The organism is Levilactobacillus zymae, from assembly GCF_032190635.1.
GTDB classification, from domain to species: Bacteria; Bacillota; Bacilli; order Lactobacillales; family Lactobacillaceae; genus Levilactobacillus; species Levilactobacillus zymae_A.
In genome coordinates this window covers 2,257,910-2,283,836 of the sequence record NZ_JAVLAS010000001.1, presented here as the reverse complement: position 1 = coordinate 2,283,836, position 25,927 = coordinate 2,257,910, and the positions used below count along the sequence as shown (strand labels likewise).

At 54.6% G+C, this 25,927-nt stretch carries 29 protein-coding genes, 1 tRNA gene and 1 pseudogene; 22 read left to right on the top strand and 9 right to left on the bottom strand.

Features of this window, described 5'->3' with window-relative positions; translation table 11 throughout:
* The first annotated feature begins 101 nt into the window (after window positions 1–101).
* The 3 genes from RI501_RS10945 (at window position 102) to RI501_RS10935 (ending at window position 3,022) form a co-directional block, all read left to right on the top strand.
* The gene (locus RI501_RS10945; protein WP_313822534.1) at window positions 102–791 is read left to right on the top strand and encodes a response regulator transcription factor; all 690 of its coding nucleotides are present in this window, start codon (window positions 102–104) and stop codon (window positions 789–791) included.
* Window positions 792–802: 11 nt separating this feature from the next.
* Window positions 803–2,182, top strand: a complete 1,380-nt coding sequence (locus tag RI501_RS10940) for a sensor histidine kinase (protein WP_313822532.1) — start codon at window positions 803–805, stop codon at window positions 2,180–2,182.
* A gap of 168 nt (window positions 2,183–2,350) precedes the next feature.
* A complete protein-coding gene (locus tag RI501_RS10935) occupies window positions 2,351–3,022 on the top strand; it encodes a phosphatase PAP2 family protein (protein ID WP_313822530.1) in 672 nt (223 codons plus the stop codon).
* 159 nt (window positions 3,023–3,181) lie between these two features.
* On the opposite strand, the gene RI501_RS10930 is transcribed toward RI501_RS10935, so the two are convergent.
* On the bottom strand, window positions 3,182–3,397 hold the full coding sequence (locus RI501_RS10930; RefSeq protein ID WP_313822528.1) for a P8 family protein: 216 nt from the start codon (window positions 3,395–3,397) through the stop codon (window positions 3,182–3,184).
* Between the two features lie 133 nt (window positions 3,398–3,530).
* Window positions 3,531–3,914, bottom strand: a complete 384-nt coding sequence (locus RI501_RS10925) for a glycine cleavage system H family protein (protein WP_313822526.1) — start codon at window positions 3,912–3,914, stop codon at window positions 3,531–3,533.
* 173 nt (window positions 3,915–4,087) lie between these two features.
* Here RI501_RS10925 and RI501_RS10920 point away from each other — a divergent pair, with 173 nt between their 5' ends.
* Together RI501_RS10920 and RI501_RS10915 are read left to right on the top strand one after the other, a co-directional pair.
* Entirely contained in the window at window positions 4,088–5,122 is a 1,035-nt protein-coding gene (locus RI501_RS10920) for a lipoyl protein ligase domain-containing protein (protein WP_313822524.1), read from the top strand.
* Window positions 5,123–5,125: 3 nt separating this feature from the next.
* The gene (locus RI501_RS10915) at window positions 5,126–5,446 is read left to right on the top strand and encodes a DUF7671 family protein (protein ID WP_313822522.1); all 321 of its coding nucleotides are present in this window, start codon (window positions 5,126–5,128) and stop codon (window positions 5,444–5,446) included.
* A 98-nt stretch (window positions 5,447–5,544) separates the two neighbouring features.
* Here the strand turns inward: RI501_RS10915 and RI501_RS10910 are convergent, their stop codons facing one another.
* Window positions 5,545–7,191: a peptide ABC transporter substrate-binding protein gene (locus RI501_RS10910; protein WP_313822520.1), complete on the bottom strand. Its 1,647-nt coding sequence runs from the start codon at window positions 7,189–7,191 to the stop codon at window positions 5,545–5,547.
* A 251-nt stretch (window positions 7,192–7,442) separates the two neighbouring features.
* Between RI501_RS10910 and mutY the strand changes: the two genes are divergently transcribed.
* The 5 genes from mutY (at window position 7,443) to RI501_RS10885 (ending at window position 11,355) form a co-directional block, all read left to right on the top strand.
* Window positions 7,443–8,573 carry an A/G-specific adenine glycosylase gene (gene mutY / locus RI501_RS10905; protein ID WP_313822518.1) on the top strand — a complete coding sequence of 377 codons (1,131 nt, stop codon included), beginning with the start codon at window positions 7,443–7,445 and terminating at the stop codon, window positions 8,571–8,573.
* A gap of 13 nt (window positions 8,574–8,586) precedes the next feature.
* Window positions 8,587–8,907: a hypothetical protein gene (locus RI501_RS10900; RefSeq protein ID WP_313822516.1), complete on the top strand. Its 321-nt coding sequence runs from the start codon at window positions 8,587–8,589 to the stop codon at window positions 8,905–8,907.
* A gap of 16 nt (window positions 8,908–8,923) precedes the next feature.
* Window positions 8,924–9,529, top strand: coding sequence for an alpha/beta hydrolase (locus RI501_RS10895; protein WP_313822514.1), 606 nt, complete (start codon window positions 8,924–8,926; stop codon window positions 9,527–9,529).
* Between the two features lie 191 nt (window positions 9,530–9,720).
* On the top strand, window positions 9,721–9,924 hold the full coding sequence (locus RI501_RS10890; RefSeq protein ID WP_024746588.1) for a cold-shock protein: 204 nt from the start codon (window positions 9,721–9,723) through the stop codon (window positions 9,922–9,924).
* 225 nt (window positions 9,925–10,149) lie between these two features.
* Window positions 10,150–11,355, top strand: a complete 1,206-nt coding sequence (locus RI501_RS10885; protein WP_057730434.1) for a metal-dependent hydrolase family protein — start codon at window positions 10,150–10,152, stop codon at window positions 11,353–11,355.
* Window positions 11,356–11,461: 106 nt separating this feature from the next.
* Here the strand turns inward: RI501_RS10885 and RI501_RS10880 are convergent, their stop codons facing one another.
* A complete protein-coding gene (locus RI501_RS10880; protein WP_313822511.1) occupies window positions 11,462–11,878 on the bottom strand; it encodes a hypothetical protein in 417 nt (138 codons plus the stop codon).
* Between the two features lie 180 nt (window positions 11,879–12,058).
* Window positions 12,059–13,849: pseudogene (locus RI501_RS10875) on the bottom strand (heavy metal translocating P-type ATPase).
* Between the two features lie 169 nt (window positions 13,850–14,018).
* Here RI501_RS10875 and RI501_RS10870 point away from each other — a divergent pair.
* Entirely contained in the window at window positions 14,019–14,600 is a 582-nt protein-coding gene (locus tag RI501_RS10870) for a TetR/AcrR family transcriptional regulator (protein WP_313822509.1), read from the top strand.
* Between the two features lie 72 nt (window positions 14,601–14,672).
* Here RI501_RS10870 and RI501_RS10865 read toward each other — a convergent pair.
* Window positions 14,673–14,746, bottom strand: a tRNA-Arg gene (locus RI501_RS10865).
* A 107-nt stretch (window positions 14,747–14,853) separates the two neighbouring features.
* On the opposite strand from RI501_RS10865, the gene RI501_RS10860 reads away from it, so the two are divergent.
* The 4 genes from RI501_RS10860 to RI501_RS10845 all read left to right on the top strand — a co-directional run bounded on the left by RI501_RS10860 (window position 14,854) and on the right by RI501_RS10845 (window position 16,367).
* Window positions 14,854–15,159 carry a hypothetical protein gene (locus RI501_RS10860; RefSeq protein WP_313822508.1) on the top strand — a complete coding sequence of 102 codons (306 nt, stop codon included), beginning with the start codon at window positions 14,854–14,856 and terminating at the stop codon, window positions 15,157–15,159.
* 99 nt (window positions 15,160–15,258) lie between these two features.
* On the top strand, window positions 15,259–15,408 hold the full coding sequence (locus RI501_RS10855; RefSeq protein WP_313822506.1) for a hypothetical protein: 150 nt from the start codon (window positions 15,259–15,261) through the stop codon (window positions 15,406–15,408).
* A 97-nt stretch (window positions 15,409–15,505) separates the two neighbouring features.
* Entirely contained in the window at window positions 15,506–16,195 is a 690-nt protein-coding gene (locus RI501_RS10850) for an NAD(P)H-dependent oxidoreductase (RefSeq protein WP_313822504.1), read from the top strand.
* Entirely contained in the window at window positions 16,188–16,367 is a 180-nt protein-coding gene (locus tag RI501_RS10845; protein ID WP_313822502.1) for a hypothetical protein, read from the top strand. Before RI501_RS10850 ends, RI501_RS10845 begins: the two co-directional genes overlap by 8 nt.
* A 197-nt stretch (window positions 16,368–16,564) precedes the next feature.
* On the opposite strand, the gene thiD is transcribed toward RI501_RS10845, so the two are convergent.
* Complete coding sequence (gene thiD, locus RI501_RS10840) at window positions 16,565–17,383, bottom strand: bifunctional hydroxymethylpyrimidine kinase/phosphomethylpyrimidine kinase (protein ID WP_313822500.1); 819 nt, start codon at window positions 17,381–17,383, stop codon at window positions 16,565–16,567.
* A 105-nt stretch (window positions 17,384–17,488) separates the two neighbouring features.
* Between thiD and RI501_RS10835 the strand changes: the two genes are divergently transcribed.
* On the top strand, window positions 17,489–17,785 hold the full coding sequence (locus RI501_RS10835) for a hypothetical protein (RefSeq protein WP_313822498.1): 297 nt from the start codon (window positions 17,489–17,491) through the stop codon (window positions 17,783–17,785).
* Window positions 17,786–17,850: 65 nt separating this feature from the next.
* Window positions 17,851–19,092 carry a cytosine deaminase gene (gene codA / locus RI501_RS10830; protein WP_313822496.1) on the top strand — a complete coding sequence of 414 codons (1,242 nt, stop codon included), beginning with the start codon at window positions 17,851–17,853 and terminating at the stop codon, window positions 19,090–19,092.
* Window positions 19,093–19,194: 102 nt separating this feature from the next.
* Here the strand turns inward: codA and RI501_RS10825 are convergent, their stop codons facing one another.
* Window positions 19,195–19,668, bottom strand: coding sequence for a hypothetical protein (locus RI501_RS10825; RefSeq protein WP_313822494.1), 474 nt, complete (start codon window positions 19,666–19,668; stop codon window positions 19,195–19,197).
* 283 nt (window positions 19,669–19,951) lie between these two features.
* Between RI501_RS10825 and RI501_RS10820 the strand changes: the two genes are divergently transcribed.
* On the top strand, window positions 19,952–20,833 hold the full coding sequence (locus RI501_RS10820; protein WP_313822492.1) for a ribonuclease H family protein: 882 nt from the start codon (window positions 19,952–19,954) through the stop codon (window positions 20,831–20,833).
* Between the two features lie 36 nt (window positions 20,834–20,869).
* On the top strand, window positions 20,870–21,334 hold the full coding sequence (locus RI501_RS10815) for a VOC family protein (RefSeq protein WP_313822490.1): 465 nt from the start codon (window positions 20,870–20,872) through the stop codon (window positions 21,332–21,334).
* Window positions 21,335–21,398: 64 nt separating this feature from the next.
* Here RI501_RS10815 and RI501_RS10810 read toward each other — a convergent pair whose 3' ends face one another.
* Window positions 21,399–22,439: a CdaR family transcriptional regulator gene (locus RI501_RS10810; RefSeq protein ID WP_313822488.1), complete on the bottom strand. Its 1,041-nt coding sequence runs from the start codon at window positions 22,437–22,439 to the stop codon at window positions 21,399–21,401.
* 268 nt (window positions 22,440–22,707) lie between these two features.
* Between RI501_RS10810 and RI501_RS10805 the strand changes: the two genes are divergently transcribed.
* From RI501_RS10805 to RI501_RS10795, 3 genes are all read left to right on the top strand, one after another.
* A complete protein-coding gene (locus tag RI501_RS10805) occupies window positions 22,708–24,006 on the top strand; it encodes a GntP family permease (RefSeq protein ID WP_313822486.1) in 1,299 nt (432 codons plus the stop codon).
* A 15-nt stretch (window positions 24,007–24,021) separates the two neighbouring features.
* The gene (locus RI501_RS10800) at window positions 24,022–25,152 is read left to right on the top strand and encodes a glycerate kinase family protein (RefSeq protein WP_313822484.1); all 1,131 of its coding nucleotides are present in this window, start codon (window positions 24,022–24,024) and stop codon (window positions 25,150–25,152) included.
* A gap of 75 nt (window positions 25,153–25,227) precedes the next feature.
* Complete coding sequence (locus RI501_RS10795; protein WP_313823225.1) at window positions 25,228–25,833, top strand: sugar O-acetyltransferase; 606 nt, start codon at window positions 25,228–25,230, stop codon at window positions 25,831–25,833.
* The last annotated feature ends 94 nt before the right edge of the window (window positions 25,834–25,927 follow it).

Below are 25,927 nucleotides of genomic sequence, written 5' to 3'. Positions count from 1 at the left end.
TTAAGCTTGGACGGAAGTTCTTAAGGTCCGTTAGCAATTGCGTTTCTCGTGGTTATCCGCCTTATAATTAATCCAAGACATGAAACATGGGGGCAATAATAATGACACATACTATTTTAATCGTTGAGGATGAGGAGGCCGTGATTACCTACCTGACTAGTGAATTACAGTTCGAAGGGTACACGGTGTTAAACGCGACGGACGGTCCCGCGGCGTTGGCGACTTACGAGAGTCATCGGGGGCAATTGGATTTGGTTTTACTGGACTGGATGTTACCCGGGTTAGACGGACTAGAGGTCCTGCGCCGGATTCGCAAACGCGATGATCTGCCGGTGATCATGATGACCGCGCGCGACTACGTGGGGGATAAGGTCGCCGGCCTGGACACCGGGGCCGACGATTACATCACGAAGCCGTTTGATATCGAGGAACTCTTGGCTCGCATCCGGGTCATCTTACGGCACCAACGGGGACAGCAACGCCAATCGCAACAGTTGCGGGTGGCCGATTTAACGCTCGACACCACGGCCCGGCAGGTGTTACGCCACAACGGCATCATTCAGTTGACCCAGCGCGAATACGATTTATTGCTCTGCTTGATGCAACATGCCGGCCAAACGCTGACGCGCGACGAGTTGCTCGATACGGTGTGGGGCGTGGACTTTGACGGCCAGCCCAACATCGTCGACGTTTATATTCGCTATCTACGCCACAAGGTCGACCTGGTCACGCCACACCTGATTCACACGGTGCGGGGGGTGGGCTACGTGCTGTCCGCCGACTACCGGTAGGGGGTGAATGGATGCGTAAACGATTAACCACCGCGCAGGAGATCCAACGACGTTTCTTAATCATGTTAGTGGCCCTAACCCTTTTGATGGGGTTGGGCGTCGTGGGAACGGTCGGCTATCAGTTGGTCAAGCAACAGGAACGGACGTCTAACCAGGTCGTTGCCAGCCTGAAACGGTCCATGACCGACCGGGAGCCCGATTGGCAGTCCTGGGATTGGCACCTTTGGCGTCAGAATAGTGCCATCGATACCCGCCGGACCTACGTGTTGGCTAGCCGCCAGGGTAAGACGGCCAAGCACTATTATTCACCCAATACTCGGGGGTTCCTGCGGGCAACTCACTACAATATTCCGTTCTTCGAAGCCCTAACCTACACGCCGGGCTACGGGGTTACCTATTACCGGTCGGGGTCGCGAGCCCACGTGGTCTTTGAGACCTGGGTCAGTCTGGAGCCAATTACCAGTCTGTTGTGGTCGATTATCGGGGTGGTTGCGGCCGTGGCGCTCCTGATTCTCATAGTGGGTTGGGCCTACGTGCGGGTGACCGCCCGTAGCATTACCCGGCCCCTCGCCGGTCTCAGTGACGCCGCCCGCCAGCAGGCGCAAAGCCCGCAAACCAAGGTGGCCTTGCCGGTCCCGGACCAGCCCTTTGAGGTGCACCAACTGGCTCAAAGCATCAACGTCCTGTTGGGGGCCATCAACCAACACACCCAGCAGGAGCGTGAATTCATTTCCAACGCCGCCCACGAGTTACGGACGCCGATCACCGCGATTCGGGGGCACGTCCGGTTGGTCCAACGGCGTGGGGACGCCCATCCTGAAATCGTCCCGCGGTCGTTAGGCTTTATTGACGACGAATCGGCCAAGATGCAAAGCTTGGTCAACAGCCTGTTAACCTTGTCGCGCGCCGATCGGGGAATGCTGCCGCTGACAAAAGTTGACTTGGTGGATCTGGTCCGGGCAACGTTGACGGAGAAACGAGCGGTCTTCACGCAACCACTGGCTTATCAGGGCCCGGCCACCGTGCAGGTCACCGGGGACGCCGCCAGCGTACAACAAATGATCAGCGCGTTACTGGATAACGCCGGGAAATACGCGCCCGCGACCTCGCCGATTACTGTCCGGGTGACGGCCACCGCCTCCGTGACGTTAGCCGTGGAGGACCAGGGTCCCGGCATTGCGGTCGCGGATAAACCCAAAATTTTTGAACGCTTCTACCGGGCCGACGCGGCCCACAATCATAAAGTCGCCGGGACCGGCCTGGGATTGGCCATCGTTGCGCAATTAGCTAGTCTTAATCACGTGACGGTCACGGTCGAGGACAACCAACCCACGGGCAGCCGCTTTATTCTGAACTTTCCGACCGCCGATTCTGAAAAATTCTCAGATTAATCTCTTTTCGCATGAGTGGTTAGGGATGGAGCAAGCGACTATGATAGAAACTGTTCTGTAACACAGTGTTTTTGAGGGGCGGCGATACGGATGCTGGGAAGTCTACAGTTAGGCATTTTACTGGTGACGAGTGTGATCAGTTGGTTAGCGAGATAGGGGGCGGCCACGATGGTGTGGCGACGAGAACGTGAAGAATTAGCGTTAAGTTGTTTTGGCTTATTGGGGATTTTAGCGTTACTGGCCAAGTTTCGGTTCGCGTTACTGACGGCCGGCGACCAATGGGGATTGGCCGCCGTCACGGCGCACCTGGCGCCCGGGGGGACCAAGTGGTTTCACGCCATTTCAACGCTGGGTAGTCCGGTTATCACCGGGACGCTGATCATGGGGATCGCCGCCAGTGCGTGGTGGCATGGTGACCGGCACCACGCGTGGTTTTGGGGCAGCGTCTTACTGAGTGGGGATGTGGTGGCTTGGCTGGTCAAACAGCTGATGGTGCGTCCTCGGCCCACCCTGCCGGTGCTGGCGGATGGTGGTTACAGCTTTCCCAGTGGACACGTCTTTAGCGCCATGCTATTGGCCTTGGTGCTGTGGCAAGTCTTACGGCACCAACTGGCTGCGGGCCGGCTGCGCGGGAGTTTAACGGGATTAGTGGGCTTGGGGGTGCTACTGATTCTGATCTCGCGATTAGTCTTACGGGCCCATTATCCCAGCGATACGGTCGCCAGTCTCTTGCTGGCAACCGGTTGGTGGCTGCAATGGCAAGTGGGATGGCCATTCTTGGTTTTATGGCGCTACCGTTATTTAGGACGACATGATGGTCAACGGAGTAGGGGACATTAAACTTAAGGTTGCTTGGCGGGCGTTGATTTAGTCCGTCAACAAAAAAATAACGCGTCAGCTGGACCGGGGAAATTCCAGTTGACGCGTTGTTTTTAATTTTAGTTGACGATAAAAAAATAACGTCCCCCGTAAGGACGACGTTATTTTTAAGTGAGCCGGTTACTTCTTCAGATTTTCTTCGACGTAAGCCTTGACGTCAGCGTCAGACTTGGCATCGATCTTCTGCATCGAAGCTTCAGTTTCATCGGTGTTGTGACCATTGGATTCCATGAAGTGATCCCAAAGGGCGTCACGAACAGGAATAGAATCCTTGGACCAGTCAAAAACTTCGTCCATCTTTTCATCCAATAAAGCGGTCTTAAATACAACAGCCATAACCATTACCTCCAATTAAAAATTGGGTCAGTGTAGCTCAGTTGATTGGCATGGGTACCACCGGCTTCAGTTCTCATATTAGTTCATTTTCGCCAAAATGGAAACTAATTTATCTAGTTTCTGGTGAGCTTGGTCAGGCGACCTGTAAATCTAAGATCCAGTTGTCTGCCTGGTGTTTAGGGCTGATGGCGTTGGGATCGGCGACCAAGGCCTCGTTGACGCGAGTGACGGTGCCGGCGTAAGGGGTCTTAAAGTTCTCAACCGCCTTATCACTTTCGACTTCTAAGATGTCGTCGTTGGCTAACAGATCATCGTCGACCATGATGGGCAGGTCCGCAAAGCTAATGTCACCAATTTGTTCTAAAGCGTCGCTCGCTAGGCCTAAGCGATAGTGTCCGTGGCCCCGCTGTTCGATCCAAACGCCATCCTTAATGGTCATGGCGGGGGTGGCGGTTGTGGTACGGTGCTGCCACCACTTTTTGAGACGTTGCCAGATGGAACGGTTCGGTTCGGTCATTGTTATCTTCCTCTCGGTTTGTGAATTTAGCTCTAGTATACGGATTTATGGAACCGCTGACAACCATCGACCTTTCTAAGTGCCAGGGGAGTTGTTGGGGGTCGGTGCTTATGCTAAACTGAGATTAAATTAAGCGCTGCCTTGTGAAAAGGCACGAAGGGAGCTGCCCAAGGATGTTTTTGATCGATACGTCGCGTCAGGGCCAAGTGGTCACCGATGCCATTGTAAATCAATCCATTGATAATTATCTGGTCAACGATTTGAAGTTACCCGGTCACGGGCTGATGATGTACGTCAACCAGCCGGCGGTGATCGTGGGGATTAACCAAACGGTCGCGGCCGAGGTGGACTTTCAATATCTCGCCGACCACCAGGTTCAGTTGGTACGACGGACTTCTGGGGGCGGTGCCGTGTACCACGATGAACGTAACTTGATTTTTGAGCACATCGTGAATGGTGATCCGCAAGATGGCTCGAAATTTGGCGACTACACGGTCTTTGCCCAACCAATCCTGCAGGCCTTGAAAGCCATGGGTGTGACGGACCTAGCTATCAGTCAGAAGAGTGCCTTAACGGTGGCTGGCAAGAAGTTCTCGGGGATGACCATGTTTAAAAACGGGGACGGTTACGCGGCGGGGGGCACGATCATGTACGATCTGAACGTCGATGCGGCGCACGCGGCACTATTACCGGCCGGTGACCGGTCGCACCGGGGGGTCGCCTCTAACCGAGTGCCCATCACCAATCTGCGGCAGTATCTAGCGCCGGAGTATCAAAACCTTGATATTCAGGCTTTCCGGGAAGCGCTATTGTGCCACGTGTTTAACGTTAAACGGTTGGACCAAATCGACACCTACCACTTGACCCAGCAGGATTGGGCCGTGATTGATCAACGCCTGGCCGAGAAATACCGTACGGATGCCTGGAATTACGGGGCCAATCCGGGATTTCGCCAGTATCAGCGATTAACGCTGCCTACCGGCGATTTACACGTGAACTTCACCGACCAACGGGGAACGTTACGCCGGGTTGCCCTCTTCGGAACGGTGGGCACGCCCTCACAGTTGGCAGCGATTGCTGACCAGTTAGTCGGGGTCGCCACGACACCGGCAGCCGTGACCGCGGTATTGACCCAACCAGCCGTTACGGCGGTGCTGGGGCAGGCGGCCGTGACACCATTAATGACGACACTAACCAAGGAGGCCTAGGGCGTGGCGAAAGCAAAGTATGAAGTAAATCAGTACCTGGGAGTACCGGTGGAAGCCGATGCTTCGGGACACTATCGGATCAAGCGGGAACCGGACGGTGATTTTAAGCTGCATTCCTGGCGGACCGGGCGGCACAGTGAGGGCAAGTACCGGGGCGCCGGGCAGATCTTTTTGACCGAGAACAACCTGAAGGTAGCGGTAGTAGCCGCTTACCCGGTCGCCTACAAGGATCGACACGGGTACACGCCGATGCAACGCCTGACCAGTGAATTTATTGATGAGACCGTGTTACGGGTGGCCCAGTCGCGGTTGCCGCAATCGTGAATCGTGACTGTCCCCAATTAAAAACGAGTCCTCGCAGAATGGGATGACCGTCCTGCGGGGGCTCGTTTTTAGTTGCGCTCAGTGGTTCTAAGTACCCGTTACTTGACGAAATAGGCTTCCTTAAAGTTCGATTGGGTGCCGACGGTGTTGAATTGGACACCGTTGAGGTGCGGGTTGATTAAATAGGTGCTGGCCGGCTGGAACAGCGGGGTGACCCCCTGGTGTTGCATCAGGATACCGTCCGCTTTTAACAGCGTTTTCCAGCGGCGATTGTTAAAGGAGGGGGCGTTGCTGGCCTGAGCGACCAAGTCATCGTAATCGAAGTTTTGCCAGTGTCCCGTGTTAGCGGTGCTGGTGGAGGTGTACAGCGAGAGCATCGACAGCGGGTCGGCGTATTGGGCGCGTTGCGTTGCCAGATTCAGATCGCCAGTCAGGGGAGCCGAGTGGAATCCCCACTCCCGGCTCTTCAACTTGATGGTCAGGCCGGGGAGAATCTTTGTGAGTTGCTGTTTTAAGTGTTTGGCGAGACTGTGACTATTAATGGCATCTAAGTAGCTTAACGAAAGGGTCACGTGCGTCAGGCCCGCTTGCTTGAGTGCGGCCTGCCAGTCGCGCTGGGCTAACTTAGGTTGGTATTTCAAGGTGGCTTGGTGGGGCTGGCTAGCCGCAAAGTCGGCGGTTCCCCGGACGCCGCGCGACAGCCCAGCCGGGACAATGCCTTGGGCGGGGAGAGACGCACTGCCGTAGGTGGCCTGGCCCAACTGTTTGCGGTTGATGGCGTGGGAAATGGCTAGTCGGGCCCGGCTTTGCGTGAGGAGTTGATTGATTTTGGCATTGGCGCCATTCCGGCGATAGGTCAGGAGAATCATTCGAGAGTACGGGCGCGCGGTGTAGGAGTCCTTGTGCTCGTAAGCCTTGATGTTGGTCTTGGTCAGCAACCGGACTTCATCGAGTTTACCGGACTGGTAATCACGCCAGGCCCGGGCCTGACTGTGGTAGACGTTGACGTTGATGCGGGTGAGATAGACGTGTTGGCGGTCCCAGTAATGAGGATTCGGGACCATGTGCCAATGTTGACGGGTATCGCCGTGGCTGCTGACCATGAAAGGTCCCGCGTAGACCTGATATTCGGGCTTGGTAGCGTACTTCTTACCGAATTTTTTAGCGATGCGTTGATTCTGAGGACCAAAGAGGGGGTACGCTAGGCGTTGGGGAAGTTCAGCCATGGGATGGTCAAGCTGTACGATCAGCTTGAAGCGACCTTGTGCTCGGACTCCTAGCTGATTAGCGGGAAGTTGACCGGCCAGAATTTGTCGCGCATTCTTAATACCGCGAAAGAGGTCGGCATCGGGGGCCTTGGTTCGTGGGTTGAGGGCCCGGCGCCAAGCATAGACAAAGTTTTGTGCGGTAATTAGGTCGCCATTACTCCAATAAGAGTCCTTCCACAGCGTGAATGTATAAGTTGTTTTAGCGGCATTGACCTTGACGCGGCGGGCGAGGGCGAGTTGGGCCTGACCGTCACGGTTGGTTTGATAGAGGCCCTCAATCGTGTTGTTCAGGCGGCCAAATTGAGCCATTTTGTCGGTGTCCAGGGTGGTGAGGGGGGTCTCCGTGGCTAAATCAAGCGTTTGCCGCTTAGCCATGACGCCCTTACTATCACTGGTCGAGTTAACGGTGGTACTTTGCGTGCAGCCCGTTAATCCGCCAAGCAGGATGATTAAAATTGGGATAATCCAGCGTTTCAATGTTGACCCCTCCGATATCTATAGACAGCTTCCTGTTTGATAATAGGGGAGCAGCATAGTGGCGTCAAGCCCTAGTTGAGGGCCGCGACTTGTGATGGGCCGGGGAATTCGCTAAAATTAAGAAAATAGTTATCCGTTGGACGGGATTCGTCCTTAAAAACGCCGTATGTTGAGACGAATCAAAAGTGGGTTGGAACGGCAACACTCAGCCTTGGCGTTTAACGGATTGAATAGTTATTGGAGGGATGCTCATGGAAAAATGGTCAACCACGACGATCGCCGATTTTCGGCACACGTTGCTGGCCTGGTACGACCGGGAGGGCCGCGACTTACCCTGGCGGCATGATCAGGAACCCTACCATGTCTGGGTTAGTGAGATCATGCTCCAGCAAACACAAGTGCAGACGGTAATTCCGTACTACCAACGCTTTATGAGGGCTTTTCCGACGGTAGAAGCGCTCGCCCAAGCCGCCGAACCGGACCTGTTGAAGGCTTGGCAGGGGCTAGGCTACTATTCTCGAGCCCGTAACCTACAACGAGCGGCTCAGCAACTGGTTACCGACTATCACGGTCAGTGGCCCCGGACTGCGGCGGCCTTACAGGATTTGGTCGGCATCGGTCCCTATACGGCCTGTGCGATTGCCAGTATTGCCTTTAAAGAGGTGGTGCCCGCCGTCGATGGCAACGCGTTTCGGGTGTTTGCCCGGCTGCTACTGATTGATGAGGATATTGCCCAACCGAAGACGCGACAGATCTTTTTCGACGCAATTCAGCCAATCGTGGATCCGCAACGACCGGGGGACTTCAATCAGGCCATTATGGACTTGGGCTCCAGCTACATGACGGCGAAAAACTCCGATCCGGCGCATTCGCCGGTCCGAGAATTCGATGCGTCGTATCGTGATAACCGGGTCCTCGAGTTTCCGGTCAAAACCAAGAAGCCGCGCCCCCGGCTGATTCCCTATTATGGGTTATTGGTCCAGTCACCAACGGGAGAATTGATGGTCCAGCGAACTAGTCAACAAATGTTGACCGGCTACTGGACCTACCCACTGGTAACCAAGGCGGAGCTGCACCCCGACGATGCCCCAGAACCTACCACGTTAGCCGCCGATATTGCGGCACTAGAGCAGCAGTGGGCGCGCGACTACCACTTGCCGGTGACCTTTCAGTCATTAGGCGGTCAGCCCGTTAGCCAGACCTACACGCATCAACGCTGGCAGGTGAAGTTATTGGTAGCGCAGGTGCCCAGCGCCTTAGACCTGACCTATTTTCCGGGCGAGTGGGTGCCACGTGAGCGGGTGAGTGCGTTGCCACTACCGAAGGTTCAAGAAAAGATGATGCGTCGTTGGGCGAAGGCTCGTTCGGCGGTTAACGAATAGGGGGAATTTACTAATGCCAACCATTTTTACGATTTTAAAATTCGTTTCTGTGAACCACCGACCCATGGCGAGTTCCCAAGTGATTGTGACCGATGCGGCGGGGAAACCCAACGGATTACTGAGCGATCTCGTTCATGATTTAATTAATGATGCGTTATTATTTGTAAACTTGGCGGAGCTAGACACAGCGGCGGACTTAATTGCCAAGTTGCGTGAACACACGCCGCTTCCCGCCGACGTGTTGGAAGAGTACGGCAAGATTTTGAATGAGCCCTGCTTCGGACTAAACGTCGCTCCCCAAAAGGATACGATTGAAATTGTGGTTCACCGTTAGGCTGGGGGGATCGCTGATGAGTGAGTTAATTGAAACCATGCCGGGGGCCAATACGGCACCCCCGGTCTTGCTACTCCAGGGAACGGGGGGGACGAATCGCGAAATCTTAGAATTTGGCCGTCGTTTGGCCCCGCAGAGCCCCTTACTCACAATTGCCGGTCGGCAGGGAGTGGGGGCCCAGCGACAGTACTACACGCAAACGGCGAGTACCCCGGCCCAGCCGGCTCAGGTGGACCGGGAATTGCGTTGGGTGGTTGCCCAGGCCCAACTCGTGTGCCGGGAGCATCACTGGGACGTGACGCGGTTGGTGACGGTTGGGTACTCCAATGGCGCGGCGTTAGGGGCCTACGGTGTGCGGCGGGGGCTGCTACCCGGGCGGTTAGCCTTGTTGTTCCACCCACTGTGGTTGACCGTCGCGCAACCGCTCGCGGATCCGCAACGGGAAATCTGGCTATCGGCGGGTCAGCGAGATCCGCTAGTCAGCCCAGCGACCGTGCAAAAAATTGCGGGGGCCTGTCGGGACTTGGGGATGAGCGCCACGGTCGACGTGACCGGGGGCACTCACCAGTTGACGCCCCAAGAAGTATTGGCGGCTTATCAATGGTTAACGGACCGATTATAGGAATTAATCGCGATTTCAGCAAATATTTAGGATTTCTCATTTGCTATTCTGGGCAATACCTGTTATCCTATGGTTAATGTATTTATGGTTCGGAAGTTTTAAAGGCTCGACGTTCTTTAAGAATGGCTCCTTTTTACCCCAGCTTTCAAATGCAAATATTATTGCGCTATGCGCACGGAGGTTTCATTCTTATGGAACAAGGTACTGTTAAATGGTTCAACGCTGATAAAGGTTACGGCTTCATCACTTTGGAAAACGGCTCTGACGTTTTCGTTCACTTCTCTGCTATCAACAGTGAAGGCTTCAAGACTCTTGAAGAAGGCCAACACGTATCCCTTGACGTAGAACAAGGCGATCGTGGCCCACAAGCTGCTAACGTTACGGTTGTTGACTAATTTACATTAGCCTATAGCCAAAAAGGTCACCATCTTCGGATGGTGGCCTTTTTTCGTTGTTTGGTCAACATTAAAAAATAATGAGTCTAGGTAAACTTAGACAGTAATGTTGCAATACCAATAATAGTTAGGTGTGTCTATGCTGATGCTGCTGAAACACAATTGACAATTATGAGAAGTTCTCTTAGAATTTGACTAATCACTGCATTCAAGGGAGACTTGTCCATGACGAAAACTTTTTTACACGCCCAGCTCTTTAATGGCGTTGACGACCACTTGCAACCCGATACTTACCTGACCGTAGATGACCACGGCGTCATTACGGCCCTCGGCACGGGAGTTCCGGCAACCGTGGCGGGGGAAACGATTGATTTACAGGGCAAGGTCGTGATTCCCGGCCTGATGAACGTCCATACGCACATCATGAGCGGGCCGGCGGATCAACCCGGCGACCACTTGTCCGAAACGGAAGTGACCTACCGGGCGTTAAAGAATTTAAAGGCGTTATTGCACGACGGCGTGACCTACATCCGGGACTGCGGGTGTGCGTTTGGCGTGGACATCAAGTTATCGCGCCTGCAAAAGGCTGGCGAACTGGGAGGGACCGAAATTGACGGTTCTGGGCGCCCGATTTCCATTATCGGTGGTCACGGGGACGAACCCCAGGGACTCAACGGCGAAAGCAATCTGGGCCACCTGGTGAATTCCGCCAGTGACGTGCGTCGGGCCGTCCGGGAAAACTTCAAGCTGGGGGCCGGCAACATCAAGGTCATGGCGACCGGGGGCGTGATGTCCGCTGACGACGAGGTCGACGACACGGAACTGACCGAAGAAGAAATTCGCGTGGCCGTCCAAGAAGCCCATAGTAAGCACATGACGGTGGCCTCACACGCCCAAGGCAACCGGGGAATTCAGTTATCGCTTGAAGCCGGGGTGGATTCCATCGAACACGGCATCTACATCGACGCCGACCAGATTCAATTGATGAAGGATCAGGGGACCTACCTGGTACCTACGCTCAGTCCCTGCGATAAGATCGACCGTTACGGCAAAGGCATCGTGCCGGATTACGTCTACCGCAAGAACGCCGGCGTTAAGGAAATCTTCTACAAGAACATGCGCATCGCCCTGAATTCGGGTATTAATTACGCCGTGGGGACCGATGCCGGGACGCCGTTCAACGGCTTCACCACCGGGACCACGGACGAAATCGTTTTGATGACGGAAATGGGGCTTACGCCGTACCAGGCCTTATTGGGGGCGACCCAAAACGCCGCAAAGCTCATGCAGATCGATGACCGTTACGGCACGTTAGCGGTGGGAAAAGTGGCGGATTTGGTGGTCCTAGACGCCGATCCGTTGACTGACATCCACGCGGTCCAACAGCCTGATAAACAAGTTTATAAAAAAGGTGTTCTGGCCGAAGACTAGAACTGTGACGCGTTCCCGGAGTTGGGGAATGCGTTTTTTGTCGCCCGCCCCCTAATAAAAAACGTCACCCTGACGGAGATCTGCCCCGTCAGGGTGGCGCTTTCGATTAGAGGGAGTTGTGTCGGTGACTGACACTGCCAATCAGAACGATTGCCGGTGCCAGCAACAAAATGAGACTGAGCCGCCCCAGTGCCGGTAAGAACCGGACTTGGTGCGGGTCGTAGTCTTCTAAGGGCATTAAGGGGAGACCTGCGGCGTAGATGGCGGCGCGAGGTCTCGGCGCGGTGGGAGTCGCTACCGGGTGCCGGGCGAGTAGTCGAGTGGTTAACTGGTGAACGTAGCGGTCCGCCAGTGGGAACAGCCCGTAGCACAAAAGCCAATACCACGACAGCGGTGACCAGTGCCAGACGAAGTGGCCGACGACAAACTGGCAATTCAATAATAGAAGCACGCCGACTAACGGTAACACTTTCAAATACGACTGCACAACGGTGGGCAACGATTGAGTTTTAACCGATTTCATAAAAGACGCCCCCTAGATTGGTTTACCCTGAGCATAGGCGTTTATGGTCAGCATGAGTGGCTGGACTCTTGCGGGGTGACCGGTTGGTGCGGCCACTATGGCAACGGTCACTGATTGATGATTGGGCGCAAAGAAAAACTCGCCACTGGAGTCAGTCGCGAGTTTGGGTAAATATTGGGGTTAGCGGTCCGTTCTGGCCCGTAAGGCGTAGAGAATCGTGATGGTATCGACGGCTTCCTGGAACAGGGCCCCGATGATGGCGGGGATAACCCCGAAGCTGGCAATTAACATCAGCCCAGTACAAATGGCGATCCCGATCAGAACCGACTGCCGGGCGATGCGCATGGTATCCCGCGAGATCTGAACGGCGGTGCTGACCCGGGTCAGGTCGTCCTTTAAGACCACCGCATCGGCGGATTCACTGGCTGCGGTAGCCCCGTGGGCCCCCATGGCGATCCCCACGTCGGCCGTCACCAGTGAAGGGGCGTCGTTGACCCCATCGCCCACCATGGCGACGGGGCGCTGGTCGGCAGGAAGTTGCCGCAACACACTGATCTTATCGGCCGGTAGACACTCGGCGTGCACCTGATCGATCCCCACTTCACGCGCAATCTGGTGGGCAATGGTGGGTTGATCCCCGGAAATCATCAGGAGGTTGTTAATGCCGAGCCGGTGCAGGGTGGTCATGGTCGTGGCCGCTTCCGGCCGAACCCGATCGGTAAAGGTCACACACCCCACGTATTGATCATTAACGGAGACGTAGACGGCGGTTTGTTGGACCTTTTGAATAGCAGCGGTAGTGATGTAGCTGGCTTTGCCGGCACGCACCGTTTGCCCGTCGATGGTGGCCTGAATTCCGGCCGCCGTGGTTTCCGTCACGTCGCTAGCCGGTAATAGGGCCTGCTGGTTAGCGGCTAGTAATGAGCGCGCCAACACGTGGTTAGAGTGTTGCTCAACGCTGGCGGCAAGCTGCAGCAGCCGCGCGCTACTGAGATCCGCTTGGGGTAAGACGCTGGCCACGACCAGGTTACCTTGGGTGATGGTTCCGGTCTTATCGAAGGCGAAACTACGGACCTGGGCTAACTTTTCTAGCGTGGTCCCGGTCTTAACGATGATCCCGTTTCGACTGGCCCGACTCATGCCGGAGACCAGTGCAATCGGGGCGGCTAAGATTAAGGGTCACGGGGAGGCCACGACCAAGACTTCGGCAACGCGCACGGGGTCGCCGGACAGCCACCAGGCAATCCCAGCGATGAGGTAGGCGCCTAAGGTAAAGGGCACGGCGTACCGATCGGCCATTCGCACAAAGTGGGCCGGTTGATTTTCGGCCTGTTTGACCAAGCGGACGATGTTTTGGTACTGACTGTTGGCCGCCGTTTGGTCGGCTTGAATGTGAATGGCGTGCTCACCGTTGATGGCTCCGGACATCACGGTGTCGGTCGGTTGTTTATCGATGGGGCGCGATTCCCCCGTCAAAGAGGATTCGTCAACCGTGGTCGTTCCCTGCAAAATCGTCCCGTCGACGGGAATGGCTTCCCCCGGTTTGACCAGAAGTTCCTGACCAACGGTGACGGCATCGATGTGAATGTCCGTCAGAGAGTCTCCCGTGACCAGGTGGGCGTCTTGGGGGGAATTAGCCAGGAGGCTCTGCAGCTCGGTGTTGGCCCGGTGAGCGGCGAAATCTTCTAGCGCGTCTCCCCCGGTCAGCATTAATAGGACAATGAGGGCGGCCCAGTATTCTCCTACGGCCAACGTAGCGATGGCCGCCGTAATGGCGAGGAGGTCGACCCCAAATTTACCGGATTTTAAGGTCTGGACCATGTCGACGAACATGAGTAGGGCAATCAGACTTCCGGCGATAATCAGGATGCCGGCCGTCCACTGGGGTTGCCGCAAGATAAACTGACAGATTAGTGCGGCTACGCCGGCGATCAGTACCCCCCATAGTCGTTTATAATTGGCGAGTTTCATGTGTCTCTCCTCCTAATATGAGCCCCATCGCGAGAGTCATTGGTGTTGCCCATGAAGTATTTACCCTCAGTATAACAAATTTTTTGCTAGGCGTATTCCGGCAAGTTAACGGGTACCCATGGTACACTTAACTTAAACGATGATCTTTAGTGAAAAGGAGCTCGATAGGATGGCGACGAAGCAAGAAACGGATCAGCGTATCTTGACCGCCTTTTCGGAATTAGTTTTAAAGTATGGTTACCATGGGACCACGACGCGCAAAATTGCGGACCGAGCAGGGGTCAATGAGAGCACGGTTTTTCGGCACTTTCAAGATAAGCACCACCTACTGGACCGACTGATTAGTCTCTACATCGACGACATTGATGAAATTAACGAGACGTTCCAAATTGACGGTAACATTGAAACGGACCTGCAACGGGTTGCGGAACTGTACGCGGACTTTATTCAACGACACCAGGCAGTTTCCCTATTGGGGGTTAAAGAGGGGAATCAATTCCCCGAGATCCGCCAGGCGGTGAAGAAGTTACCCCTACAATTTCAAGCATCGCTGACTAACACCTTTAACAAGATGGTGGCTAGTGGGGAGATTAACGCGCAGGTTAATGTTTCCCAAGAGGTCAGTAACTTTATCCTCATCAACTTCGGGAATGCGGTGTTTAATGACGTTTACTCGTATGGCGAACTGGGAATTCCGTTGGACCGTTTCGTCCGCGAAAACATCAAGACGTTTGCCCAGCATTTAAAATAAATGAACGCAAAAAAAGCGCCCGGAGATCGTTCCGGGGCGCTGAGTGGGTCACTTGATGCAGTTAATTAACGATGTCGCAAGAGAGGTTCGAACCCTCGACCTACGGTTTAGAAGACCGTTGCTCTATCCAGCTGAGCTATTGCGACAAAACCACTCACAGTCATTTATTATAGAGAAGCCGTTGCGCCGTGTCAATCGCGAGTCGGAAGCGAACTTGGCGTGTTGCCAAACCGCATGAAGGGGGGCCAAAAGGATGACGCTGGTGCACATTGTGGCGGAAATCGTGGTCTTCTTCGCCGCCATTAGCCTGATTTACTATTTCTTTCAGATTACCCAAGCGCAGGGCGACCGGCGCCGGAATTTGATGTACGTGGGCGTCGCCGTCGTGGTGTTATTAATCGCCTATCCCGTTTCGAACTTATCAGGGAAAAAGGACGTTAGCCCAACCAACCAGATTTCCAATCAAGTTAAGAAGGTTAAAAAGCACCGCCAGGACCGACAACGGGAGTCTTCTCGCCACTCGGAATCGACTACCCAGTCGGAGCACGCGGGGCAATAATTCTCAAGAAAATCTAATTTTTAGTGAATTTCCCTTGCAATCTTTCTGTAACATTACGATAATATATTTGTAACCTAATGTTGACGGGGGGAATTTCTGATGATGGCTGTGTTGATCATTTTGTTGATTATCTTGTTCGCTGCGGGAGGGCAATTGTACCTCAATAATTTAGCGGCCTTTCGGAAGAAGAGTAAGCATCTGGCCGGTCGCGACCGCTTCTCTGATCATTCCAAGCAACGATTAAGTTAAAACCCGAGGCTTGCAAGCATTGACTTGTGGGCCTTTTTTGGTGGGAAAAACCGATTTCTATGCTACAGTAAATGCAATTGTAAAGGAGTTGACCAAGATGCAAACGTTGGTATTGGTGGCGCACCCCCACTTGGCGGATTCGACCACCCAGCAGTTTTTTAAGGCGAGTTTGCCGGCTGATGGGGTGACGTACCGGGTGCTCGACCAGCGGGACTATGATGTGTCCCAAGAGCAAGCGGCCTTGCGGCAGGCGGACCGGATTATTCTACAGTTCCCGTTGTACTGGTATGCCGCTCCGGCGAGCCTGAAACACTGGGAGGACACCGTTTTGACCCGTACCTTCGTCTACGGCGATCACCGATATCCCTTAGCGGATAAAGAACTGGGAATCGTGGTGACCACGGGCATGCCCGCTCAGGCCTTTCGGCGTGGCGGGACCGAAAACGTGACCCTAGACGCCCTGATGGCGCCCTTAGCAGCCCTGGCTCACCGAGCGAAAATGAGTTGGCTGCCGATCTTTGCGGTCCACCAATTCAACTACTTAGACGAGCCCCAAAAGTTACGCCTGGTGGTGGCCTATCAACGCTACCTCACGCAATCGGCGCCGGACACGCTAGCCAATCGGCAGGCTTGGTTTGCGGCGCGGTTACCGGAGAAGGTGGCCCAACTTAAGCCGGCCGACCAGACAACGGGGCGCTTGATTGCGACGACGGTGACGCAACAGGTAGACACCTTGGCAGAACTCATGGCCACGTTAGCCATGATTAAGGAGCAGGACGATGACTGATAATCAGGCGTGGTTACATCAACAGATTCAAGCGCTGGCGCAACACCAATCAAGATTCACGGACCGGGCTTTCTGGGTGGCGTTGGCGCAATTGGTAGACGAACAGGCCCGGCGGCAAGACCAATTACAGGGAGAAATTGACGGGCGGACCTGGCGACCGGACAAATGGTAAGGAGCGCCACCGCGGGGAACCTAAGGTGGTTGGGCAGCCGTCGCCTTGAAAATAGCAACGAGTCTGGGACAAAAGTCTCAGACTCGTTGGTGTCACCAAATATTTTTTTGGAGGGAACGAAACGGGGGCTAAAAGGCAGCTGGTTCCGCCTTACGGCTCGTCGTTTACGCTCACCAGGCCCACTCTTAAGTGGCCAGTTAATCGTAAGTTCGATTTTGGGCAGCCCAATGGTTGATGGGGCCAAATTTATGACCCACGTCAATGGGGGTCCCAATTGCGGTGTTGACGAAGGTCTTCGCAATCGTAATGGCCCGCTTCATTGGCGTCCCCTTAGCCAGCTCAGCGGTAATGCAGGCTGACAGGGAATCCCCGGTCCCGTTAACCCGGTCCGTGGCGTGGTAAGGCTGGCTTAACCAGAAGCTGTCGCCGGATTCTAGCAAAACAAAGTCGCGGACGGCGGTTTGGTTGGTCAACGCGTGACTCCCCTTAGCGACAATGTTTTTGGCCCCCATTTGTTGCATCTGGTGCGCCGCGGCCACGATGTCCGCATCACTATGAATCGTCGTTTCGGTGATTTTTTCCACCTCATAGAAGTTTGGCGTGAGGACCGTGGCTAGGGGCAATAGTTGCGTCCGTAACGTTTTGAAGGCACTTTCCTCTAAGAGTTGGTTCCCGTGCTTGGTCATGATGACGGGATCGACCACTAGGGGGCCGAAGTCGGCAGCCTGGTAGTTGCGGACCACGTCGGTGATGAGTTCGGAATCGGCCAACATGCCGGTCTTGGCGGCCCGAATCTGGTAATCGTCAGCTAAGTCTTGGAACTCTTGGTTGATGAAGTCCGTGGGCATCGGTACACTCGCGTGGATACCGTATGAATTGCCGGCCACGCAGGCGGTGATTACGGAAGCACCGTAAACGCCACGGGCAAAGAACGTATGTAGATCAGCTTGCATGCCAGCACTACCATCACTATCGGAACCGGCGATGGTTAGCGCTTGTGGGTAAGTATTTGTCATCTGAATGTCTCCTCCTTAGGAAAATCCCAATTAGCCTAAGGATAGCATGGAACGTTGAAAATGTACGAAGAGTTGTTTCAGAAACGTCGTGAGGGGATGAAATAAATGTCGCGACAACAATGGCGAGGGTTAGTTTGGGGGCTACTTGGTCTTTTAGCGGGTATTTTTGCCCTGAACGGGGCCACGGGTTGGGCGTACCGCATTCTGGGTCACGAGCCCCTAACTTTATCGCTCGGTTTGGGGGGATGTGTGATAAGCTTAATAGGAATCGTGAAGGCGTTTCCCCATCAGTCCAATTGGTGGGTGGCGTGGCTAGTGGTCGCCGGTTGGGCGGCCGCCTTAGGTGCGTTAGCCGATGGCTTACTCTTGTGGTTCGGCCAAACGGTTTCGGGATTTTACTAAGTCGGGTTGCAACGCATCTACAGGTGTGGCGACGGACATACCCGTTTCAGGAGGAAGAAGTAGATATGTTAATTCAACAAGGATTGATTGAAAACGCAACTGATCCACAAGATATTCGGATCGAGGACGGTAAGTTCACCGCCATTGCGGCCCAGCTTACGCCCAAGGCCCACGAAACGGTCATCGACGCTCACGGCAAATTAATTATCCCGCCGTTCGTCGATCCGCACGTGCACCTGGATAGTACCATGACGGCAGGGGATCCCGAATGGAACCAGTCCGGGACCCTGTTCGACGGGATTCGCATCTGGGGGGAACGTAAAAAGACGTTGACCCATGCCGACGTCAAACAACGGGCGCGGCAGGCGCTGGAACTGCAGGCGTCCCACGGAATTCAGTTCGTTCGCTCCCACGTGGACGTGACCGACCCGAACCTGACGGCACTAAAGGCGTTGTTGGAGGTCCGCGACGAGGTCAAGGACTTCATCGAACTCCAATTGGTGGCCTTTCCTCAGGACGGTATCTTGTCGTTCCCTCACGGCAAGGAATTGATGGAACAAGCTGCCAAGCTGGGGGTCGACGTGATTGGGGCCATTCCGCACTTCGAGTTCACCCGGGAATACAGTGTGGAATCACTGCATTTTGCGGTCGACCTGGCGCAAAAATACGGCAAGTTAGTCGATGCCCACTGTGACGAGATTGACGACCCGGCTTCCCGCGGATTGGAGACCTTGGCCACCTTGGCCTACGAAACCGGGTTGGGTGACCAGGTCACGGCCAGTCACACCACGGCCATGGGATCATACAATAACGCTTACGCCTACAAGTTGATGCGGTTACTGCAACTTTCCCACATCAACATGATTTCTAACCCGTTAATTAACACCCACTTGGGCGGTCGGTTCGACACCTATCCGAAGCGCCGCGGCTTAACCCGGGTTAAGGAACTCAACGAGGCCGGCGTGAACGTGGCCTTTGGGGAAGACGACATTAAGGACCCGTGGTACCCGATGGGCGATGGTAATATGCTTGACGCCCTGCACACCGGGATTCACGTAACCCAGATGATGGGGTATGACGACATCTTGAATTCGTACCAGTTCGTGACGACTCACGGGGCTAAGGCGATGCACGTGGGTGACCACTACGGCATTGCGGTGGGGAAGCCCGCCAATCTGGTGATCATGAACAGCGATAACTTCTATAACGCGTTGAACACGCGCGCCGAAGTTCTGTATTCGATTCACCACGGACGCGTCATCGTGCAGACCGACCCGAAACAGGTCCACTTAAACTTAACCAAGTAAACAAGTTCCGCCGGAACCGCGGACCCGTGCAGTTGCTCGGGCCCGCGGTTTTCAGCTGTCAGCAGAAGGGTAAACAAAAAACGTCCCGGAAATCCGGAACGCTTACTTTTTCAGATGTTTGGTCTTCTTCACCGTAGAAACCGAGGGCTTCTTGGGGGTGGCGACGACCTTTTTCTTGTCGTGGTGTTGGGTGCGTAACTGTTCTTTTAAACGTTCGATTTCCTCAACGTGGTGCGTCTTCCATTCCTGATAGGAACTGGTCGAGTCGGTGTCGGTGGGCTTTAGGCCAGTATTTAGCCAGAAGCATGCTTCGGACAGGCTGGGGAAGTTATGAATCCACAGCGTTTGTCCGTTATCGGAATCGAAGGCGACGTAAGAACGAAAATGTTTCTTTAAGAACGTATGACGTCGAATCTTAAAGGCTTCCCGTTTGCGTGTGAGCCGATAGTCTGGCAAGATATACTGGCCGGAGAGTGCGAGCTGGGGAAAACGTTCACCCCGTTGGTCACGTTGGTCTTTTAACATGGCCCGGGCTTGGTCGACGGTGATAAGTGTTGCACGGATAGGACTTTCCATAAAAACCCCCTTAAAAGTTTGGACAGGATAACACATAAATTACCCGCCGGTCAGTAAAATCCTTCTACATACTAGGTTAGCATAATCCCTACATGATGAAAACAATTTCCCCCTCTAAGTTACCCATTCTTAAGGTTCGTTGCTTACCGAAAAGGCGGTGGTAACAGGACTAATTGGCTAGTTGAATGGTAACGGCTTCATGATTTTGGTAATACTCAATTTCGTCGAAGTGCGGGGAAAGTATGGTAAACTAGCTAAGATTAGTGCGAAAGCGGGGAATAGGATGGGACAAAAATATTATGCGGTTCGTCAGGGTCGTCAGACCGGAATTTATCGAACCTGGCCGGACGCCCAAAAACAGGTTAGTGGGTATCCGGGCGCGCAATACAAAAGTTTTCCGACCCTAGCAGCGGCTCAGGCCTTCCTGACCGGGGTAACGACTCCCCCAACACCAACGACGACGGGGGCTCCCCAGTCACGGGCAACCGGTTCGGCAGCTCCCGCCGAAATCACCGTTTACACGGATGGTGGTTCGCGGAATACGGGCAACGTCGCGGGCGGCCACGTCCGGACTAGTGATAAGGCTGCTTGGGCTTACCGAATTGAGTTGGCCGATCAGGTGGTGACCGATTCGGCGGGCGAATGGGGCGCCAGCAATAACCGCATGGAAATCATGGCGTTCTTACGGGCGCTTCAGCAGTTAAACCGGCTGGGGCAAGCGACCCGGTCCGTGCAATTCGTGTTGGATTCCCGGTACGTGTTAAACGCGGTGACTCAGGGCTGGTTAGCGGGGTGGAAACGGCGCGGTTGGAAGCGCAGTGCTGGTCCGTTAGCCAACGCCGAACTGTGGCGGCAGGTTGATCAGTTGTTGCCCCAATTTACGCACCTCACGTTTCACTGGACCAAGGGGCACGCCACCAACTCCGGTAACGTGTTTGTCGATCACCTGTTAAACCAAACCATGGATCACATGACGACGCCGGGGGTGACGCCACCGGTGACGGGCCCCGTCACGACGGCGAAGACCGCGCCTACGTCACCGGCCGCAGCGCCTCAGGCTCGGACGAACCGGCAACCGGCCACCCCCGCGAGTCACCAAACGGTGGACCGGTCGGTCGCGGCGATTCGCCAGATTTTACGGGACGCGGGCGTCAGTGACGACTAGTAACGACCAGACTAAAAAAGTAACGAGGTACCGATGATGCAAGCAAAGTTAATTCCCTATTTGGAATTTGAAAATGCCAAGGAGGCCCTGGCCTATTACCAGGGGGTCTTTGGTGCCACTAACGTCTACCGCATCAGTCCAACGGCAGAAGAGGCGGAACAATACGGACTAGAACCAGACGTCGACCTAGAGCAGTTGACCATGCAAGGTGGGTTTCAGCTCTTAGGCTTAGATGTTCAATGTGCCGATGCGTTGATGGGACAACCCACGTCGTCCACGTTAATTTCATTAATGTTGGTCGTTGATGAGGACGATAGCGAGGGCGTCAAGGAATTGATGGCGCTGTACCAGCGGTTGATCAAGTCCGACGTGAAGGTGATTAACCCGTTTGCGGACCAGACACAGGGTGGCAAGATGGGCCAAATCGTGGATGCCTACGGGATTACCTGGATTCTCCGGGAGTCTTCGTCGCTAACCATGAATCCGCACGTTGATGACTAGAACTAAAATAAGATGTCATTAAAACTGCTAAGACGGTTCCCTTAAGGGGTCGCCTTAGCAGTTTTTAGTTTGTCGTCCGAAAGTAGAGTAGTCCTAAGTAAAGCTCGAAGCGTTCCAGGTCTTGATGGGGGTCGCGGCCAAAATAATCCTGCAATTTATGTAACCGGTAAATTAGGGTATTGCGATGGGCGTGGAGGACTTTGGCCGTTTGGGTCACGTTACCGTTGTGAGCAATGTAGACGGTTAACGTTTGGATGAGCTCCTGACCCGTGGCGGTACGGGCTAGCTCACGAAATTGGGTAACGAGGGGGTCTAAGGCCAGATGGCCGTCTAACAGAAGTTGTTGGAAACGGATCTGGGAAAAATTAATGAGATCCGGGCGGTGAAGTTGCTGGTTAAGGTGGAGGGTTTGACGGGCCTGTTGAACCGACTGGGCGGGGGTTAGGGCGGTTTCGCCAATTCCCAACAAAATATGGGCGGTGCGCGCGTAGGTCGTTAACCGTTGGACGGTAGCCGCAGTGGTGGTTAAGACAATGGTAACTTGAGCGGTCAACGAAAGCCGCAGATCGCTAGCCTCGAGCAGGGTGGTCGGTAAGTCGGACGTGGCCAGGGCAATGGCTTGGCGGGGTAAGGTTAAGTTCAGGTGTAGTTGATGGGCGGCCAGGGTTAGCTCGGTGGGGAGGGGCTGGCCGACCGGCACATTAATCCATTGATAGAGCAACCGTTGGAGTTCGTTTTCCCGTTGTTGCTGGCGTTGGTTATCCTGGCTTTGTTGCAGGAGCAGTTCGGTGGCCACGCGGAGGAGAGAAGCTAAAGGGGTCACCTTGTCGGGGTCGCCGGTAATCCCAATCACGCCGACAATTTGTTGATTGAAGAAGACCGGCATATTCACGCCGGGTTGGCCGTGGTGACCGTAAGCGTGGTACATCGGCAGTGTTTTTTGCTGCTGAATCGCCTTGACGGCGCCGACGTGCAGGGTGTTTAACCGCGTCACGTCGCCACTAGCGATGATATACCCCTGGTCGTCCATCATATTGACGTTATAGGGAATCTGGGCCATCATCTTGTTCACGATTGTTTGAGCCAGATCGGCACTAAGTTTCACGAAAAATCACTCCTTATGCGTTGCGTTGACATAGTGACGAAAAAGACGGCTAATTTTTGGACACTATGTCCATTGTACCGGTCAATCAAGATGGGTAAAGTAAAAAGCAGTCAATGGTTGCTCACTAAATAACATGTTCCTTATTGCCCTGATAAGGAACGAATAATGGTTAGCTGGTTAGAAATTGTAACCGATTACTTTACTGTTAATTATGCCAAAATTCAGATTAGTGGGGAACCATCAATGAGAATTAAAGGAGCGATAGAGCATGGCGGTTTCAGTCAGTTGGTGGGGTGCTTTGATCGGATTAGCACTAGCGATTATTTTAATTTTACGAAAGTTGAATCCGGTATACGCGTTACTTTTGGGGACCATTGTGGGCGCGTTGATTGGTGGGGCTAATTTAACCCAAACCGTGAACATTGTGGTGACGGGCTCACAAAGCGTGATGGGCACCGTGGTTCGGGTGTTAGCAGCCGGAGTTTTTGCCGGAGTCATGATGGAATCCGGGGCAGCCAACGCCATTGCGCGGGGGATCGTCACGAAATTTGGGGAGAGCTTGGCGATCTTGTCGCTGGCCTTAGCGACCATGATTATCACGGCGGTGGGCGTCTTCATTCCCGTGGCGGTGCTGATCGTGGCCCCCATTGCCTTAGAGGTCGGGAGTCGCATGCAGATTTCTAAACTGGCCTTGCTAGTGGCCCTATCTGGTGGGGGGAAGGCGGGAAACATCATTTCGCCGAATCCCAATACCATCGCGGCGGCCCACGGCTTCAACGTGGAATTGAGTCAACTCATGGTGGCGGACTTTATCCCGGCGGTCTTTGGGTTAGCGGCGAGTGTTCTATTAGCCACGCTTCTGCGACACCGGGGACAAATTGCGACCATGGCCGATATTACGGCCAATCAAGACCAGGCCGCGCCGACGGGGACGTTGCCCTCACTTAAGTCGGCCATTGTGGCGCCAGTACTGGCCATTGTGTTGTTACTCCTGAACCCAGTGGGCAACGTGCTCCACGTGCAGGTGTTGGAAAAGTTTGAGGTCGATGCCATGTACATTCTACCGCTGGCCGGACTGGTAGGAATGCTGGCGATGCACCAAGGTAAGCAGGTGCTGGCTTACACTAAGGCGGGGATGACCCGCATGACGGACGTCGTACTGATCTTAATCGGTGCGGGGGCCATTGGGGGCCTGATTACAACCTCGACGTTACCCGCTGCGATTGTCCATCTGATTAAGGTTTCGGGAATTTCTGGGACCTTCTTAGCGCCAATCGCGGGGATCTTGATGGCGGCTGCCACGGCTTCCACCTCTACGGGGGTTATCTTGGCGACGGGTTCCTTTGGCAAAGCCATTTTGGCCTTTGGCACGGCACCGTTAGCCGCCGCTGTCATGGTTCATACTGGGGCGACGGTGATCGACCACTTGCCACAAGGGAACTATTTCCACGTGACGGCCAACGCCATGAATATGACGTTGAAGGACCGGATGCACTCGGTTCCTTACGAAACGTTGGTCGGGTTGACCATGACGATTGTCGGCGTTGTGATGTACACGGTCTTTTAGAAGGGATGGCACACCATGAAATTTGTGATTGCACCAGATTCATTTAAGGGAAGCCTGACCGCCCAACAGGCGGCTCAGGCGATTGAAACGGGTCTAAAACGGGTCTTTCCCACGGCCGATTACGAGTTGGTTCCGATGGCTGACGGGGGCGAAGGCACGGTTCAGTCGTTGGTGGATGCGACCCACGGTCATTTTGCGACGGCTCAGGTGCTGAATCCGTTGGGCCAGGTCGTGGAGGCGACCTACGGCTTCTTAGGCGATCAGGCCACCGCGGTGATTGAAATGGCTGCGGCGAGTGGCATTCAGTTTGTTAATGAGCAGACTAAGAATCCGTTACGAACGACGACCTATGGGACGGGACAACTGATGCTTGATGCCATGCACCAGGGGGCTCGAGAAATTATCATCGGAATTGGTGGGAGCGCCACTACGGATGGTGGTCAAGGGATGGCCGAAGCGCTAGGCGTGCGGTTCTTAGACGCCCAGGGTCAACCGATTAAGCGGGGTGGCGGTGGCTTAGCCGACCTGCAGACCATCGACCTGACGGGAATTGATCCACTAGTGGCCCAAACTAAGATCCACATTGCGTCGGATGTCACGAATCCGTTAGTGGGCCAGACGGGTGCCGCCGTGGTTTTCGGACCACAGAAGGGGGCCACACCGGCGATGGTGGCGACGCTGGATCAGAATTTAACACACTATGCGGCGGTGATTAAACGCACGGTCGGTCGTGACCTGGCCGCCTTCCCGGGTGCGGGAGCAGCGGGGGGCCTTGGTGCGGGATTACTGGCCTTTACGCCGGCCGAAATGGAACGGGGCGTGGAGATTGTGGTACGCGAAACGCATCTCAAGGAACGAGCCCGGCAAGCCGATTACGTGTTTACCGGCGAAGGGGCCATCGATTTTCAGACCCAGTACGGGAAAACCCCGATGGGAACGGCACAGGCGGTTAAAGCGGTGAGTCCCGAAGCCAAAGTTATCGGCTTAGCGGGCAACGTGGGTGCCGGGATTGACCAGTTGTACGGGCTCGGCATCGATGCGATTTTTGGCATCTTACCGGGAGTCGTCACCCTACCCACGGCGATGCAGACGGGGGCCGACAACCTCGCACGTACCGCGGAGAACATTGCACGGGTACTAGTCTAAGGGGCCGTTCACTAACGGTCCACTTCGGCAGGGCGGGGGAAAGTGGTATGATGGCCCCAAGAGGAGTGATGTTAGATTATGGCAACAGAACGGGAAAAGATGACGGCGGGTCAGCCGTATAACCAATTCGATCACGAGCTGATTGCACGGCGGACGGCTGCGCGTAAGCAGTTACGGGCCGTTAACCAGTTAGATGACAACGACGCACGCAATCAGGGGTACCGGCAATTGATTACCGATACCGGCGACGACTTCTTCGTGGAAGCGGGTTTTAAGTTCGACTATGGGTGGAACATTCATATCGGTGACCACTTCTACGGTAACTACGACATGACCTTCCTGGATACCTGTCCCATTACCATCGGAGAACACTGTTACTTTGGCCCCAACATCGGTTTGTACACCCCCGTGCACCCCTTAAACGCAATGGCCCGGGTGGCCGACGTGGAGATGGGGGCGCCCATCACCATTGGCGATAACGCTTGGTTAGGTGGCCGGGTCACGATTCTCCCCGGGGTCACGCTGGGCAATAACGTGGTCGTCGGCGCCGGATCCGTGGTGACTAAGTCATTTGGCGATGACGTGGTGATTGCCGGCAACCCGGCCCGGGTGATTAAAGAAATCGATAACGGGGCAACGGGGGACGCAGCCGCTAAAGCCCAGTGGCCCAATGCTTTTTAGTTGCCGACTAAACGATAGCGGGCAACTTAAATTCTCATCAAATTCTTAGATTCGTATCATGATAGGCACTGAAATCGTTTTCTTTGCCCGAAAA